Origin of the sequence: Ignatzschineria cameli (genome assembly GCF_003121895.1) — a bacterium.
In the GTDB taxonomy this organism is placed as follows: domain Bacteria; phylum Pseudomonadota; class Gammaproteobacteria; order Cardiobacteriales; family Wohlfahrtiimonadaceae; genus Ignatzschineria; species Ignatzschineria cameli.
Genome location: NZ_QEWW01000002.1, coordinates 125,399 through 142,535, shown reverse-complemented (window position 1 = coordinate 142,535; position 17,137 = coordinate 125,399). Strand labels below are relative to the sequence as shown.

Annotated in this window: 11 protein-coding genes and 2 tRNA genes; 2 read left to right on the top strand and 11 right to left on the bottom strand. The window is 42.1% G+C overall.

Features of this window, described 5'->3' with window-relative positions:
- Nucleotides 1–64 precede the first annotated feature (64 nt).
- The 3 genes from mqo to trhP form a co-directional block, all read right to left on the bottom strand.
- A complete protein-coding gene (gene mqo / locus DC077_RS03610; RefSeq protein WP_109200863.1) occupies nucleotides 65–1,561 on the bottom strand; it encodes a malate dehydrogenase (quinone) in 1,497 nt (498 codons plus the stop codon).
- 16 nt (nucleotides 1,562–1,577) lie between these two features.
- Nucleotides 1,578–1,970: a cupin domain-containing protein gene (locus DC077_RS03605; protein WP_109200864.1), complete on the bottom strand. Its 393-nt coding sequence runs from the start codon at nucleotides 1,968–1,970 to the stop codon at nucleotides 1,578–1,580.
- A 469-nt stretch (nucleotides 1,971–2,439) separates the two neighbouring features.
- Complete coding sequence (gene trhP, locus DC077_RS03600; RefSeq protein ID WP_109200865.1) at nucleotides 2,440–3,888, bottom strand: prephenate-dependent tRNA uridine(34) hydroxylase TrhP; 1,449 nt, start codon at nucleotides 3,886–3,888, stop codon at nucleotides 2,440–2,442.
- 484 nt (nucleotides 3,889–4,372) lie between these two features.
- Between trhP and clcA the strand changes: the two genes are divergently transcribed.
- The gene (gene clcA, locus DC077_RS03595) at nucleotides 4,373–5,785 is read left to right on the top strand and encodes a H(+)/Cl(-) exchange transporter ClcA (protein ID WP_109200866.1); all 1,413 of its coding nucleotides are present in this window, start codon (nucleotides 4,373–4,375) and stop codon (nucleotides 5,783–5,785) included.
- Nucleotides 5,786–6,011: 226 nt separating this feature from the next.
- On the opposite strand, the gene DC077_RS03590 is transcribed toward clcA, so the two are convergent.
- From DC077_RS03590 to DC077_RS03555, 8 genes are all read right to left on the bottom strand, one after another.
- A tRNA-Val gene (locus tag DC077_RS03590) sits at nucleotides 6,012–6,087 on the bottom strand.
- A gap of 178 nt (nucleotides 6,088–6,265) precedes the next feature.
- Nucleotides 6,266–6,341, bottom strand: a tRNA-Val gene (locus DC077_RS03585).
- Between the two features lie 270 nt (nucleotides 6,342–6,611).
- Nucleotides 6,612–9,827: a carbamoyl-phosphate synthase large subunit gene (gene carB / locus DC077_RS03580; RefSeq protein ID WP_109217837.1), complete on the bottom strand. Its 3,216-nt coding sequence runs from the start codon at nucleotides 9,825–9,827 to the stop codon at nucleotides 6,612–6,614.
- Nucleotides 9,828–9,838: 11 nt separating this feature from the next.
- The gene (locus DC077_RS03575) at nucleotides 9,839–10,375 is read right to left on the bottom strand and encodes a carbamoyl-phosphate synthase domain-containing protein (RefSeq protein ID WP_109200867.1); all 537 of its coding nucleotides are present in this window, start codon (nucleotides 10,373–10,375) and stop codon (nucleotides 9,839–9,841) included.
- A 344-nt stretch (nucleotides 10,376–10,719) separates the two neighbouring features.
- Nucleotides 10,720–11,475, bottom strand: a complete 756-nt coding sequence (locus DC077_RS03570; protein WP_239990327.1) for a murein L,D-transpeptidase catalytic domain-containing protein — start codon at nucleotides 11,473–11,475, stop codon at nucleotides 10,720–10,722.
- An 18-nt stretch (nucleotides 11,476–11,493) separates the two neighbouring features.
- Complete coding sequence (locus DC077_RS03565) at nucleotides 11,494–12,375, bottom strand: NAD(P)H-hydrate dehydratase (protein WP_109200869.1); 882 nt, start codon at nucleotides 12,373–12,375, stop codon at nucleotides 11,494–11,496.
- Nucleotides 12,376–12,428: 53 nt separating this feature from the next.
- Nucleotides 12,429–14,366 (bottom strand): peptidase U32 family protein, encoded by a 1,938-nt coding sequence (locus DC077_RS03560; RefSeq protein WP_109200870.1) that lies wholly within the window; start codon nucleotides 14,364–14,366, stop codon nucleotides 12,429–12,431.
- Nucleotides 14,367–14,562: 196 nt separating this feature from the next.
- Complete coding sequence (locus tag DC077_RS03555; RefSeq protein WP_109200871.1) at nucleotides 14,563–15,864, bottom strand: ferredoxin reductase family protein; 1,302 nt, start codon at nucleotides 15,862–15,864, stop codon at nucleotides 14,563–14,565.
- Between the two features lie 535 nt (nucleotides 15,865–16,399).
- Between DC077_RS03555 and DC077_RS03550 the strand changes: the two genes are divergently transcribed.
- Nucleotides 16,400–17,098, top strand: a complete 699-nt coding sequence (locus DC077_RS03550) for a class I SAM-dependent methyltransferase (RefSeq protein WP_109200872.1) — start codon at nucleotides 16,400–16,402, stop codon at nucleotides 17,096–17,098.
- Nucleotides 17,099–17,137 lie beyond the last annotated feature (39 nt).

Genomic DNA, 17,137 nt, shown 5'->3' with positions numbered 1-17,137 from the left:
ATCATTAGAGTACTAATTCAATAATTTGATAATTCGATACTTCGATAATTAGATAATTAGATAATTAGATAAACTCTAGATTGAGAATTTTTGCTGTTCTTTGACGAGTCTCTCGACAAGCATCCGCATCCACTTTCAAGTCAATACCATAGGTGGGAATCATCTCCTCTAACTTCTTCTGCCAACCATCTGCTAACTGCTTGCTAAAGCATTTCTTAAGAACATTCAGCGCAATAAAAGCTGCAGTTGAAGCCCCAGGTGATGCGCCTAAGAGCGCCACTAAGCTCTCATCAGAACTGCTGACTAGCTCAGTACCAAATTGTAAAATACCCTCTTTTTCCGGCTTATCAGGTTTAATGATCTGAACACGTTGTCCGGCAATTACCTCAACCCAATCATGCGGTTTTGCTAAGGGATAGAATGCCTGAAGCTCACCGAACTGATGGTGATGGGTCTGTAGAACTTGTCCCACGAGATACTCTACTAATCCCATATTATCCTTAGCCACATCTAACATTGGCAAAATATTGCCGGGGCGAACGGATTTGAAGAGATCAGCATAAGAGCCATGCTTCAAAAACTTTGTAGAAAATCCAGCATAAGGACCAAAGAGTAACGATTTTTTACCACCAATAATACGGGTATCTAGATGAGGCACAGACATCGGTGGCGATCCTTTTGCCGCCTTACTATAGACTTTGGCGTGATGTTGTTCGACAACATCTGGCACATCACAACGTAACCAAATTCCCCCAACAGGGAATCCACCATAGCCCTTCCCTTCAGGAATCTCCGATTTTTGGAGTAATTCAATAGCTCGCCCACCGGCACCGATAAAGACAAATTTCGCAGAAATGATACGCTTCTCATGAGTATCAATATCTTTAACCGTGACTAACCACTCACCATTACTATCACGTTTAAGATCTTTCACTTCATGTTTGTAGTGCAACGTGAATCCTGATTGTTGCTCAAGCTCAGAGATTAAAATATGAGTCAACGCCCCATAATCCACATCGGCTCCCGTAATCATTCGAGTCATGGCAATCGGTTGATTTCGATCACGTCCTTCTGTAATCAGAGGCGTCCACTTCGCAATCTGATCAAAATCCTCAGAATATTCCATACCGTGATAACAGTGATGAGCAGACATCTCATCAAAACGTTGCTTCAGATATTTCACACTCTCAGCATCTTGAACAAAACTCATATGTGGGCAAGCGTGAATAAATTGGCCGGGATCTTTGATCTTTCCCTTATTAACAAGATAGCTCCAAAATTGACGGGAGATATCAAATTCAGTATTCACCTCTAACGCTTCACTAATATCCACCGTGCCATCTGGACGCTGAGGAGTGTAGTTCATCTCACAGTTAGCTGCATGTCCTGTCCCCGCATTATTCCATGAATATGAGCTCTCTTTAGCACAATCATCAAGGCGTTCAAAGAGCGTAATATTGAGCGCAGGATCAAGTTCTTTAAGAAAAGTCCCTAAAGTTGCACTCATAATCCCGGCACCAATTAAGACAATATCTGTCTTCTCACTCACATTTTTCTTCATCAATCGACTCCTTCTCTTATTGATTACTTAATGGTTTAAAAGTTAAATCACTCTTTTCATCATAGACAACATAAGCTCGACGCCATGGCTCATCATCCACTAAACGCCACTTATGACCGGTACCGGTATTATCTTGCGCCAATAGAATATCGCCAGGTTTAATTTGAAATGTCTTACCTGATGCCATCTCAAACTCTAAGGTCCCAGAGAGAGTAATCACAAAGCGAGGAACGGGATCTTTATGCCAGTCGAATGATCCACCTGATGCTGTTTCACGAAATGAGAGTTCACTAACTGCAATGGGAAGACCAATAAAATCTCCACGCTCACCCTCTTTCATCACCAATGTTCCCTCTTCAAAATGGGAATTACCATCTTCGCCTGTCCACATACGCACACAACGGATCATCTATTATCTCCTTTAAAAGATTTAAAAAGCTCAAAAATAATCACTAAAGATCTCATTTTAAGAGCTGCTTCTAACTAAAGTATGAAACTATCGAGCTAAAACTTATCAATCATTAAATAGAAAACCTATTTCGCTTCTATCTTAAAACTTTAGATAATACCTCTCATTAAGAAACTTAATCTCTTATCTTCTGCAATTACAATAGTATATTTTGTTTTTATAACAATTTACAGAAATATAACATTATTTCATATAACTTTATCTTACCATCTTCTGATCTAAGTCTCTCTAGCGTAGTTTTATGCTGATCTAAAAATTATTATAGATAATAAAAATTATAAATAATCATAAAAAAACCTCGACCGGATTGATCGAGGTTAAGTGCTATCATTTTAATAAAAGTACTTTTTTAATAGTTCTGTTTATTTTTTTAATATATCGACTACAAGAATCGACTACAAATTAATTTTTAATCAACAGATTCATCACTATTAAGATAGCGGGCAAGCATCGTCATCTCATCAGTTGGACCAATATCTGCCCATACAACATAGGCAGAACCTTTTGCAGAATCGATCACTTCGCCCTTCTCTGTCTTCATTTCACCAAGGATAATATCGCGATTACCATGTTGATGAATCACCTCTAGGCGATCCCCTGTTGAGAATCTGTTCTTCGCCTGAAGTTTTGATAATCCTGTTTCTGGATCATATTCCACAACTTCTGCTACATATTGTTGACGTGAGTGAATGGAATTTCCAGTGAGATAGTTCTGATAGGCATGAGGAGCATGGCGTTGCAAGAAGCCTTCGGTATAACCACGATTTGCAAGACCATCTAGTTTTCCATAGAGTTCGGGATTGAACTCTCGTCCAGCTAAAGCATCATCGATCGCTTGGCGATAGAGTTGCGTGGTTCGAGCAACATAGTAAGGTGATTTTGTACGTCCCTCTATCTTGAGAGAATCCACCCCAATTTCAATCAGCTTTTGAACATGTTGAATCGCTCGAAGATCACGGGAGTTCATGATATAGGTTCCATGTTCATCTTCACTAATCTCCATCCATTCACCCTTACGTTGCCCATTCTCTTGAATGAGGTAAGGCTTTACTGCTTCAGGATGAGGGGTATATGCTTTTCCTGTTGAAAGATCAGTATAAGCAACTTCATTCATTGCGTCTTGAATAAAGGTCACAGGATTGATACCGATATTAGGATGTTGGCTCTCTTCACGGTAGATGCGTTGCATATCAGTCCCTACCGGTACTAACTCCCCTTCTGGCGTTTCCGTGGCATCTGTTAAACCATAGTTCCAGCGACAAGCATTGGTACAAGTCCCTTGGTTCGCATCACGATGATTAAAATAACCTGAAAGTAAGCAACGACCGGAGTAAGCAATACAGAGCGCACCATGAACAAAGACCTCTAGCTCCATATCCGGGCACTCTTGACGAATCTCTTCTATCTCTGTCAAAGAGAGTTCTCTTGAGAGGATAACGCGGGTTAGCCCCTGCTTTTGCCAAAATTGAACGGTCGCACTATTGACGGCATTAGATTGTACCGAGAGATGAATCTCTTGATCGGGAAAACGCTCACGCACCATCATAATCAAACCAGGATCTGACATAATTAACGCATCAGGTTTAAGATCGAGTACCGGCGCCATATCATCGATAAAGGTCTTCAATTTACCACCATGAGGCATCGTATTAACGGCTAAGAAAAACTTCTTCCCTAACTCATGGGCATAATCGATCCCCATCTTTACACGCTCGGTATTTCGGAAGTCATTATTACGTACACGTAAGCTATAACGCGGTAATCCCGCATAGACTGCATCTGCTCCATATGCATACGCATATTGTAAATTCTTAAATGTTCCTGCCGGAGCAAGAAGCTCTACTGATCGTTTTGTCATTTAAATAGTTCCTTCCAGGGGAAAGCAGACAGCGCTGCAATCAATTTAAAAGTTGAAGAAGATAGGGCTATCCCCTATCGCTAAGAGCAGTATTCTACTACACTCTCGAAATTTTACTATCGAAATATCAATACTCTGTTGAAGTAAAAACCGAGATAAAGGTGTGAATATTCTCCCTCAAGAGCGAGAAATGATTTTGCGCTGAATATCACGGTTAGTTTCAAGATAAAACTTGAGATGGAACTTGAGATGGAACTTGAGATTAAACTTGAGATTTAATTTCTGAAAAAATCAAGATGAAATTCGAGATAAATACAAATGACATGAATATTAAGATTGGGATTTAAGATTGAGATTTAAGATTGAGATTAATTTCGCTATATTAGTAAATTTTCTTATAATTGAATCAATTTTGTAATCTTTAATCACTATTTTTAAAACCAATTAACGCGATTAATGACCAATAGCGATATTGCGAATATTTATGGGCGCTATACTAATAGCAGCACCTAAAATATCTTCACCTACAACAAAAAGGATTCTGAATTTGAACTATCTTAAGAAATTTATCCATAGTGATAAGACCCCTATGCAGATCTTAATTCTGGCAGCCATTGTAGGTACTTTGGTCGGTTTTATGGGGGTTCTCTTTCAATTAGGGGTCGATTACCTCTCTCAATTACGACAGAGTATTCCTAAACAATATTTCTCTGAGACTTGGCAGGTTGTCGTGACCACTTTTGCGATCTCCTTTACCTTAAGTCTCTTTGCCTACTATATTGTAAAAAAGTTCTCGCCAGAATCGGGTGGTTCTGGAATTCCAGAGATTGAAGGAGCACTACAAGATGTTCGCCCCGTTCGATGGTGGCGAGTCTTGCCTGTAAAATTCTTTGGCGGATTAGGGACATTAAGTTCAGGAATGGTATTAGGTCGGGAAGGTCCTACGGTACAGCTCGGAGCAAACTTAGCCGCCATGGTGGGTGCCATCTTTAAAGTTAAGCTTTCAGAAAATCGCCATATTCTCCTCGCCTCAGGTGCTGCAGCGGGATTATCCGTTGCTTTTAATGCTCCTTTTGCCGGCGTGATCTTTGTCATTGAAGAGATGCGAGAAGAATTTAAATATGGATTGATCTCCTTTAAAGCCGTTTTAATTGGCGCAATTATGTCCACCGTTGTCTATCGCTTCATCAATGGCAATGCCTCTCTACTTGATGTCGGCATTTTTGGCTATGCACCGATGGAATCGCTCTGGCTTTTTATTGTCATGGGCTTTATTATTGGCGTTATTGGGCTACTCTTCAATCGCTCCCTTCTCTTTTTGCAAGATTGTTTCCAAGCTTTCTATAATGGAAAAACCTATCGCTTTATCTTAATGGGTGGCATTATCGGCGGAAGTTGTGGTGTTATTGCCCTCTATCTTCCTGTCGTTGTAGGCGAGGGATTTAATGTGATTCATGATTGGACAAAAGGATCATTTACGCTACAGATGATTCTGATCTTCTTTGTTATCCGCTTTTTTACCTCCATTATCTCTTTTAGTTCCGGAGCTCCTGGCGGTGTCTTCTCGCCTCTCTTAGCATTAGGAACACTATCGGGCGCTTTTTTTGGCGATATTGCTGCTGACCTATTTCCAAGTTATGAGCTTCATGCTGGAATGTTTGCAATAGCAGGAATGGGCGCTCTCTTTGCCGCAACCGTTCGTGCTCCATTAACAGGAGCCCTTTTAGTATTGGAGCTTACAAGTAATTTTGCGTTGATTCTTCCTATGCTTATCACCTGTTTAGGCGCAACAATTGTCGCCCAGCTCTTTGGTGGTCGCCCACTCTATACAACTTTACTCAAGAAAACATTAGCTAAAGAGAATAAGAAGCTTAAACTTCCTCTCGATCAAAACTAATAAGATCAAGACTAAAGAGAGATTACCTGCATCGTGCAAAGTGATATCAACCTCCCATTAATATGAGAGGTTTTCTTTTCAATTCAATACTTAATCTGCCTCGCAAGAGATCAATGAGAGATCTACAAAATCTCAAAAAAATGAAAAGAGTAGTGAATGTGGATCTATAAAAAAGAAAAAGTTGAAAAGAAAAAACCCTACAACTGAAGTTGTAGGGTTTTCTATTTGGTGGGTGCTGAGGGGATCGAACCCCCGACCCTCGCCTTGTAAGGGCGATGCTCTACCAGCTGAGCTAAGCACCCAATAGAGTAATGATTATATCTTTACTTATTGGCATCTGTCAATATTATTTGATTTTATATCTAACTTTCTTCTCTTTTTTAGAAGGAGAGTTAAACAGATCTCAAATAAAAGATAACAGCTGCATGATAAACCTAGATTAAAAGAAGCCCTGTTTGATACAGGGCTTCTCTTACTATTTGGTGGGTGCTGAGGGGATCGAACCCCCGACCCTCGCCTTGTAAGGGCGATGCTCTACCAGCTGAGCTAAGCACCCAAATAGAAGCTTATATGCTTTCTCAATTTTCATTGAGTGTCCTGATCGACGAAAGTAAGTATACGTGATTTTTATCGAGTGTCAAAACTTTTTATGCGCAATATTTCAGCACCGTCTATTTTCTTGGCAGATAAGGCTGCACTATCCTACTAGCACCCCGTTTGCAACAATCGATCAATCTTTGCCGCCTCACTAAAGAGTCGATCCGTATCTGATCCATTATTTGAGATCATCACCCCCAAAGGCATACCTTCATCGCCTAAACCCATATTAATGTAATGATCTTAATCGCTCATGATACTCCTGAAGCGAGCCAACTTCGAGCATAGATAGATCAGTAAGGCCCTCACTTACTGCTTTTGCCCCTGCAATAGTGGTATAGTAAGGAACTCGCTGATTGAGCGCTGTACGGCGGATTAAATAACTCGCTTCAACAGCTTTAGGATTTCGCTCTACCGTATTCACAACAATTGCGATCTCTCCATTTTTAATCATCTCTATAAGCGATTGTCGCCCCTCCTTCTCTTTAGCAAGAGCAGTTACCATTAATCCAACCGCTATAAGGGATTTTGCCGTTCCTTCAGTCGCGATCAATGAGTAACCTTGATCGATAAAGTTTTTTGCAACTTCTTTTAAGGCCTCTTTATCTCGATTCTGGACCGATAAGAAGACCTTCCCCCCTTTTACCAGACGTTCACCGGCACCTAATTGTGCTTTTAAATAAGCTTGTGAGATCGTTTCACCGATTCCCATCACCTCGCCTGTAGAGCGCATCTCAGGACCTAAGATAACATCCACTTCCGCAAATTTATTAAATGGGAACACCGCCTCTTTCACCGCATAATAGGTCGGCACTGTAGGCGCGGTTACTCCCTGCTCTTTTAATGAGATTTCCGCCATAGCTCGTGCTGCAATCTTCGCCAATGGAAGAGATGTCGCTTTACTCACAAAGGGAACCGTTCTTGAAGCTCGAGGATTGACCTCTAGCAGATATATCTCCCCATCTTGAACGGCAAATTGAACATTCATCAATCCTACAACATTTAAAGCAAAAGCTAAGGCTTTTGTCTGCTTCTCAATTTCACGCTGTAGCATCGCGCTCAAAGAGTGGGGAGGAAGAATAGAGGCAGAATCTCCCGAGTGAACTCCCGCTTCTTCAATATGCTCCATCATGCCCCCGATAATTACCTCAACACCATCTGATACGGCATCAACATCGATCTCAATTGCGTGATCTAAAAAGTGATCTAACAAAATAGGCGAATCTTCCGATACCTCGACCGCTTCAATCATATATTGTGATAACTCTTCCCTTGAATGCACAATCTGCATTGCCCGCCCGCCTAATACATAAGAGGGACGAACCACTAATGGATAGCCGATCTCATCGGCCAATTGTAGAGCCTCTTGATAATGATGCGCTATACGATTTTCCGGTTGTTTCAACCCTAATTGCTGCACGATCTTTTGAAAATGTTCCCGATCCTCAGCAAGATCGATATTAGCAGCTGATGTTCCAATAATTGGCACTCCATTTTCGGTCAGCGCTTTGGCAAGTTTAAGTGGTGTTTGCCCACCATATTGCACAATTACCCCTTCAGGTCTCTCAATGCGGATGATCTCTAAGAGATCCTCTAACGTTAGAGGTTCGAAGTAGAGTCGATCGGAGATATCAAAATCTGTCGAAACAGTCTCAGGATTACAGTTGACCATAATCGTTTCAAATCCCGATTCACGCAATGCAAGAGAAGCATGAACACAGCAATAGTCGAACTCTATTCCTTGCCCGATACGATTAGGTCCACCCCCTAAAATCATAATTTTCCGGCGATCACTAACACGCGCCTCACAAAATGATTCATAAGTGGAGTAGAGATAAGCCACCTCAGTAGGATAACGTCCTGCACAACTATCAACTCGCTTATAGACCGGATGGAGTTGATACTCATTTCTTAATATACGAATATGTGATTCCTTAATACCTAATAATGTGGCAATACGGCTATCGGAGAAGCCTTTACGCTTTAACTGTAAGAGTCGTTCAAAATGGAGATCCCGCAACTCTTCTTGTGCTAGATGTTGCTCTTCAATAATAAGGTCTTCTATTTGGCTTAAAAACCAAGGATCAATTTTTGAGTATTGATGCACCTGATCGAAACTCATGCCAAGACGAAAAGCATCGGCAACATAGAGCAATCTCTCAGGCCCCGGCATCTCTAGTTCGGCAATGATGGTCGCTTCTGAAGTTGTACGCTGATTGAGCCCTGAAAGACCCACCTCTAATCCCCGAAGTGCCTTCTGTAATGATTCTTGGAAAGTTCTACCCATTGCCATCACTTCCCCTACCGATTTCATCTGTGTCGTCAATCGATCATTTGCTTTAGGAAATTTTTCAAAAGCAAAACGGGGAACTTTTGTCACAACATAATCGATAACAGGCTCAACTGTCGCACTTAAAGCACCACCGACAATCTCATTATGGAGCTCATCTAAAGTGTAACCTACGGCTAATTTAGCGGTCATCTTCGCAATCGGATATCCTGTTGCTTTCGAGGCTAGAGCAGATGAGCGGGAGACCCGAGGATTCATCTCAATCACCACCACTTCTCCATTGGCAGGATTCACCGCAAATTGCACATTCGACCCTCCCGTCTCAACACCGATCTCCCGAATAATGGCAAATGTTGCATCTCGAATTGCTTGATACTCAGAATCTGTTAATGTCTGCGCCGGTGCAACGGTAATCGAATCGCCGGTATGAACGCCCATCGGATCGAAATTCTCAATAGAGCAGATAATCATCACATGATCATTCTTATCGCGAACCACCTCCATCTCAATCTCTTTCCAACCAAGGACTGATTGCTCAACCAATAGCTCGTGTGTAGGAGAGGCTTCAAATCCTCGCTCACAAATGGTGATAAACTCCGCTTCATTATGCGCAATACCTCCTCCGGTTCCACCCATAGTAAAAGAGGGGCGAATCAATGTGGGATAGCCTACTCTCTTTTGCGCCTCAAATGCCGCCGCCATGGAGTGAACAACAAATGCTTGTGGACATTTTAAACCGATCTTCTCCATCGCTTCTTTAAAACGCCCTCGATCCTCCGCCTTATCGATCGCATCTTCTGTCGCACCGATCAATTCTACATGATACTTTTCCAAAACCCCGTGGCGACTTAAATCTAAAGCACAATTGAGGGCTGTCTGTCCCCCCATTGTTGGAAGAATGGCATCAGGACGCTCTTTATCGATAATCTTTGCAATCGTCTGCCACTCAATTGGCTCAATATAGGTTGCATCAGCTAATTCTGGGTCGGTCATAATAGTGGCAGGATTGGAGTTAACGAGAATAACACGAATTCCCTCCTCCTTAATGGCCTTACAAGCTTGGGCTCCTGAATAATCAAACTCACACGCTTGCCCAATAACAATGGGGCCGGCGCCGATAATAAGAATCGATTTTAAATCTTGACGTTTTGGCATGGTAATCCCCCTTATGCCCCTAATGGATGAAGTATTGAATCGGTCGTAGACACTGCTTCTTTCATCAAATCACGGCTAATGCCGATCCCCTGCTGCTGAAAGAGTTGCTGCGCTCTTAGTCGTAACTCCTTATCACTATAATGACCGGTGATAATAGAGCTCCAAAGCGAACTATCAAGTAATGCTCGTTGGCTCAATTCACGTGTATCAATTTCGGAGATAGCGATAATATTTTGTCGTCGGAGATAATCAGCTAATGAGATCTCACTGCGAAAGTGAGAGGTCCGAAGCGCGAGCGTTCGCATTACAACAGCGGCAGCTGTAACAGATTCTGAGCGATAATCCTGACGATTGATCCCGGTATTACCGAGATGAGAAGTTGTAAAAGTTACAATACGATCAGCATAGGATTGATCCGTTAACACCTCCTGATATCCCGCTGCACCTCGATAAAAAATCAATTGACCAACCACTTCCCCTTCAGCGCCCACGCTCTCTCCTCTAAAAATTGAGCCATCTGCTAATACCAATGCTGCAGGATTTATCATTTCTCTTTTTTCTCCATCGTTAATATTTATCTCAATTCGATTCTCTATTAGATTCTCTATTAGATTCTCTATTAAATTCCCTATGTATCGCTGCTTAACTTTATGTTTAACTTTTTTAGGGCAAAAAAAAACACGTCCCCCTCAAAGATGAGAGTTTTACGTGCTTTTAGACAATCAATGCTTCATGCCTTAGAAGCATTTCATCATAACGAGATCTTTTTTCTTATACAATATTTTTTCATCACAATTTTGCTAACCCCTTTTTTTTACAGAAAAAATATTTTAAAGGGGGTCTAAATGTTGATGATAATCATTCTACCTGTTTCACGAATCGCTCCTGCCCTCTACTCTAAATAGTAGGCCCAGAGCAGTACTGGCTTCTCTTTACGCTGCAATAACTGATCAACCTGCCGCATCGTGCTATTGTCAATTACCGGACAACCTTGGCTAAAGCCCATTGGTAGATAAGCAGGGTACTGCTCTTCTTCCGGAATCATCTCAAAGGAGTGCAACACAATATAACGTTCAAATGCTTTATCATTGGTCGGTTCTAAGCCATGCATCTTATAGTGAATATTGATTCCCCATTGACTAGGTGCTCGCGCGCCGATGCGATATTTCCCTAAAGAGGAAGCATAGCTATTAGGTGTATTACTAAAGGTAATCGCTTGATTGCTACTCTCAAAGCCCTTATTGCCATAACCGTGAGCAACAAGGCTTGCTATTTCCACCCTATTTTCAACAAAGTTCCAGACAAAGAAACGATTCTTTCCTGAATGGCGGCCATAATCGATCAAAATTGCATGCTCTAAATCAAAATCGTGCGCTTGCGCATATTGATAGGCTTCTGCTGCCCTAACCTCAAGATTAATAGGTGAATATTGGGGGTCACGCTCCTTTTCAAGGGCGATCGGTGACTGCTCTCCTGATTCAAAATATTTTATTACTAACCACAATCGATCACGAAAGTAGAAGGCGCTCCCGAGCAGGGAGATAAAAAGAAGAATCAATAATGTGATGATCCCCTTTCTTAAGCAAGATCGGCGCGCACACATGCGTATCGCTCTCTTTTCTGGGCTCTTTTTAACAGGATGTTTCACGTAAAACCTTGTAGTTATTTAAGGTACAACCAACTGATTTCTAAGAGATCTGACCTCATCGATAATCTCATGAGCCGTTAAGCCGATCGGGCCAATTCCCTTTGCCACCAGAAGATCCGCCGCACGCCCATGAAGCCAGACGCCACCGCGAACAGCTTCCATCATCGGCATATTTTGCGCCAATAGACTCCCAATAATACCAGAGAGTAGATCACCACTGCCGGCAGTTGCCAACCCACTATTGCCGGTCTGATTACACCAGATCTCCTGGCGTGGAGAGGCGATCAAGGTGTGATGCCCTTTTAAGACAATCCAGCAACCAAACTGCTCCACTAATCGCTGTGCTGATCTCTCTCTATCATGCTGAATCTCGGCAACAGAGCATCCCAACAATCTTGCAGCTTCTTTAGGATGAGGCGTTAAAACTGTCTCCTCTCCTAATAGGGGGAATTCTGAATCTTCCATCGATGCTAATAGATTTAAACCATCTGCATCGATTAGAAGTGGCTGATGAGGTCGCCGCGCTTGTAACAACATCTGCATCAATCGTTCTGCAGAGGTATCCATCCCTAAACCACACCCAAAGACCAATGCACTCGCATCTCCCTCTTGAAGCAGCTCTTTGCCATGGCGCAACATCAATTCAGGTGCTGTTGCCACTAAAGAGATGCCTAGTGGCTCTTGATTGAGACCAAGAATCACCTTACCACAGCCACTTTTTAAGGCAGCTATTCCCGCTAATACCGGCGCACCGGTCATGCCGATTCCACCCCCAATAATATGGAGCGTGCCAAATGTTCCCTTATGACTCTCCTCTGGCCGAGGCTGTACGAGTAAAGGAAACGTTATTGCGAACCATCTTTTTTCAGATGGGGTTAATGTCGCCACAGTTAATGTCATCTCGATCTCCTTTAAATCTCGCCTCTTAGATTCCAATCACCCCTATTACTCTATTACTTCAGCTCCGATCCGAGTAGTGCTTGTTTTGCAATATGAGGCTTCATTTTCCCCATCACATGCATCTCACAAGGTCGGCAATTAAACTTGAGCGTATACTCTTCCCCTTTATGTGAGAGCGTTAATGGTGTCGGCTTAATCTGTCCTTGAACGCCGGTCACCCCGATCGTCTGTTTGGGGCAGAGGTTATAGGAGAAACGAAGGCAATGCTTTGTGATCATTACCGGCACTTCACCTAACTCTTCATGGGCTTCATAAGCCGGTTCAATCATCTTCACCCCATGTTTGAAGTAAAATTCTCGCGCTCTATCGTTATAGACATTCGCTAAGAAGCTAAGCTCCTCAAAGGGGAAAGTTACCGGCGGCTTAACAGCTTCTTTTCGTACGCCACGAACATAATTGCGCTCAATTGAAGCTTCAAGTGCTTCAATGGCCTCTCGGCGTAGTTGATTAATGAGACTTACGGGAATAAATGGGATCGCATCAAGCTGGATCACGACATCGATCAACTCAAATCCCGTGCCACCAAAGCGTCTAAGATTCTTCTCTAAAGCGGCTAACCCCTTCTCCGGATGATGGGCAGACTCAAAATCCCCTGCTAATATCGATTTTGCGTAATACCCCTCTTTCGTAAAGAGCTCTAACTGATAGCCCTCATCATTTTGACCAAAAATAAGAGAGACCTCTAAGAGCCGCTCTGCTGAATCTTTCGTCAATAATTGACTCCAGACTTGATCATGATTGCGATTGAGCGGATGCTTTTTCTGAATATTTGCGCGTTCTGTCACAAACTCTTCCGGCATCTCATTAGGATAGACAAGATAGTGATTCTCTCCTATCTTCTCGGCACGATTGACGGCAAATCCCACAACATCGCGTTTAATCTGAATATTGAGTCCATCCCCATTTGCCAGAGGTTCTGTGGTTTTCACTTCAAGAAAATGTCTCTTAATATCGAGTATATGCCCGATCGGTAGACCTACGAACTTGGGTGATTCAAATGCGCCAATATCCCCTTTACGCGCATTGACAAAGTAGTCGGTACTGCCTCGGTTGAAGGTTTTATCAGGATTGGGCTCAAAGTGATGAACGACTCTACCATATGAAGCGCGAGAAAATTCTGGATGTTGCTCAATATAACGATCGAGCAGGCGACGATAATGGGCGGTAATATTTTTAACGTAAGCCATATCTTTATAACGCCCCTCAATCTTAAAGGAGCGAATACCCGCCTCAATCAAAGCATCGATATTATTCGATTGATTATTATCCTTCATCGATAATAGATGCTTATCAAAAGCGATAACGCGCCCTTCACTATCCTTAAGGGTATAGGGTAAACGGCAAGCTTGAGAACAATCGCCACGATTAGCAGAGCGTCCCGTCTCTGCATGAGAGATATAACATTGCCCCGAAAAAGCAACACAGAGGGCGCCATGAACAAAAAACTCTAAAGCGGTATCAGGTCTTGCCTCATGAATTGCACGAATCTCTTTAAGGCTCAGTTCTCTTGCTAAAACAAGCTGAGAGAATCCCACATCCGCCATAAATTTAGCCTTATCTAAAGTACGGATATCGGTTTGTGTCGAAGCATGCAGTTCAATTGGCGGTAGATCGAGCTCTAATAGCCCCATATCTTGAACAATCAGCGCATCTACACCGGCATCGTAAAGCTCATAGATAAGCTTACGCGCAGCTTCTAGCTCATTATCATGCAAGATAGTATTAAGCGCGATAAATACCTTCGCATTGAAGCGATGGGCAAAGGTGGTGAGCTTTGCAATCTCAGCCACATCATTCTCTGCTGCATGTCGCGCACCAAATTCAGGGCCACCAAGATAGACAGCATCGGCTCCATGAATAATCGCTTCACGGGCAATTTCAACATTTCGGGCAGGACTTAATAACTCTAATTCGTGGGATAATAGGCTCATCTTTCTCGCTACAGCTCAAATAGTATTAAATAGAAAATGGAAAAGAGGAAGGTCCAATAGATAGATCCCACTCATAGCGGGATCTTTTCCTGATACTCTATGCGCTATAGGATACTAAGAATCGAGAAAGTTTGCAGACTTTTAGGCAGGAATCACAGCACTCTTCAAGCCGAGTAACCTCCTCAATATCCACTGATTAACGCATCTCAAAATACTCACAATGGAGATACTTTTTAGGGGAGAGATGGCGACGCTTTAAGATTGTTCGAAGTGCTTTTGCGATCGCCGTTGGTCCACAGAACCAGACAGAAGTCTCTCTATCGAAGGGAAGTGTCTCAAAATCGAGATACCCACTCTCATCACTATAGTGAAGATGTAGAGTGATTCCTACTTGCGCTGTCAATTGTTGCAATGGCTCAAGCAACAGAGCCTCTTTAGGATTGCAGACAAGATAGTAGAGCGTAATATCAAAACGCTTCTCTTGAGGGACCAATGATTCTAACCAAGCGAGAAAAGGGGTAATTCCAACGCCACCGGCAATCCAGATCTGTTTCGGCAAGGTCGATTTCTCATAAGAAAAACGGCCATAAGGTCCTTCAATATTGAGTTGATCGCCCACATGCCACCGTTTTCCGATTTTACGTGTATAGTGACCTAATGCTTTAATAACAAAGCGAATATGTTGATCATCATGAACATTTGAGGCGATCGTAAATGGATGCCACTCATGATATTGCGGGTGTTGAACAAAGGCATATTGCCCTGAGATATGCTGCCAATTTTGAGGAACTTCACACTCTACAATGGCACTATTTGCTGAAAAATCGAGTGATTTAATCGTTGCTTGATACCTTCTTCCCTGTCCAATTCTTCCCGTTAAAGAGATGATTGCTGCATAGATTCCAATCAACATTATCACGATCAAAACAATTCCTACTGGTTCAGCCCAATAGCGTTCAGGAGCTAATACGGCAGTATGAAAGAGCACGGCTAAGAAGAGGAGGCCCATCACTTTATGAATTTTGCGCCAAAAACGATAGGGGATCTTTTTCAATAAGGTGATAACCAGCATGATCGCAAAAAGATAGAAGAGAATTTCCCCAACATCTTTTGCTAAAGAGTGGAATCCATCGAGCCAAGGCAGCCCATCGAGCTTGATCTTAGGCCCTTTTTCAAAGAAGGGTTTTAAAAAACCTTTACTCAACTTCACGCCATAGTGGAGTAACGCTGCAGATATTGCCCAGATCCCTAGCCACTTATGCACATAGTAGATCTTATCCATTCCTTGAAAGAGCGACTCTAAAAATCGAGGACGAAGTGCTAATAACATAATCACACCCATCGGAATGATTGCCACAAGCCCCGTTAAATTAATCAACTCCTTACGCCAGAGCCAGACACCCCAATCTGTTGTACTATAACTGCTAGCAACATCTAATCCCCATAAGAGAAAGGGGAGAATCATCACTCCCCAAACAATCTGCTTCTCTCTACTCATTTACATTTCCTCGCCTACGTTAAAGTTTCACTCCACCTGTTGCCTCGATAGAGATATTCACTTCTCTCTTTTATATATCTCTCTCTTATATCTATAGTAACGACTCAACCTTAAACGTAACTTAAGATTTTCTACTTTTAATCCTTTTATTAACCTCTTTATTAATCTACTTATTAATCTACTTATTAATCCATTGGGTTTAATTTTAAATTTTATTCTCAACTTAAATTTCAACTTGAGTTTTGTTTTAGTTTTAGTTTTAGTTTTTATTATGTATTGATTTTTTGTTTTTTCTTTTTTGTATGTTTTTTTAATTTCATTTAGAAACTAAAATAGATAAATAGATTTTCAAAAAGCATAAACATCCTGCAAGTGATTGAATCTCTTCAAGTAAAAAGAGCGGAAAAGTCTCTTTTAGAGCACTAAAACTCGAAAGAGCAATCTTCTCAATCGCCCGTTATTCGCTTTATTGAGAGGGATTTGCGATAGTGAATACTCTATTAGCAATTCAGCGAGGCAGCTCACATAGACTTTCATGAAGACAATTCCCTATAAAACTAAAAAGCAGCAGATCGATATTCATCCTGATCTCTCCCTTAATATCACCACCCTTCTTAATCAACAACAATTCTTCGACCCAAATGATCAAGCCGCACGTCTCGGCATCTGCTCTGCTGCTTGGCCTCTCTTTGGTATGCTCTGGCCCTCAAGTATTCAATTGGCCCTGAAGTTGATTAAACGCCCAATCGACAAAAATAGTACACTGCTTGAGATCGGTTGTGGTCTTGGAATTGCGAGTATGACGGCCAAAATTTTAGGCTACGATATTACCGCGAGTGATCGCCATCCTCTTGCCGGAAAATTTCTCCAGAAAAATAGCTTACAGAATGAGATTCCTCCCATTCGCTTTAAACATAGTCAATGGGGTGATGTCCCTACCCCCGCTTTAACTGATACCAACGCGCCACTCCTTAAATCCCAATATGATCATATTATTGCAAGCGATATCCTCTATGAGCCTGATGCCGCTCTTGATGTTGCCCACTTTATCGATCGCTTTGGTGCGAAAGAGTGTACCGTTTGGATTATCGATCCTAATCGGGGATACCATAATCACTTTAAGCGCGCTATGGCGCAATATGGTTTTCAATTAATAGAGATGCTTCCCCTAACAACCCCGGTGAATAATGAACCTTATAGGGGGCGCTTAATGGTCTATCTTCGAACGGCATAGATAAAACACTTTGGTGATAGGAGGGTCGATTAGGATTCT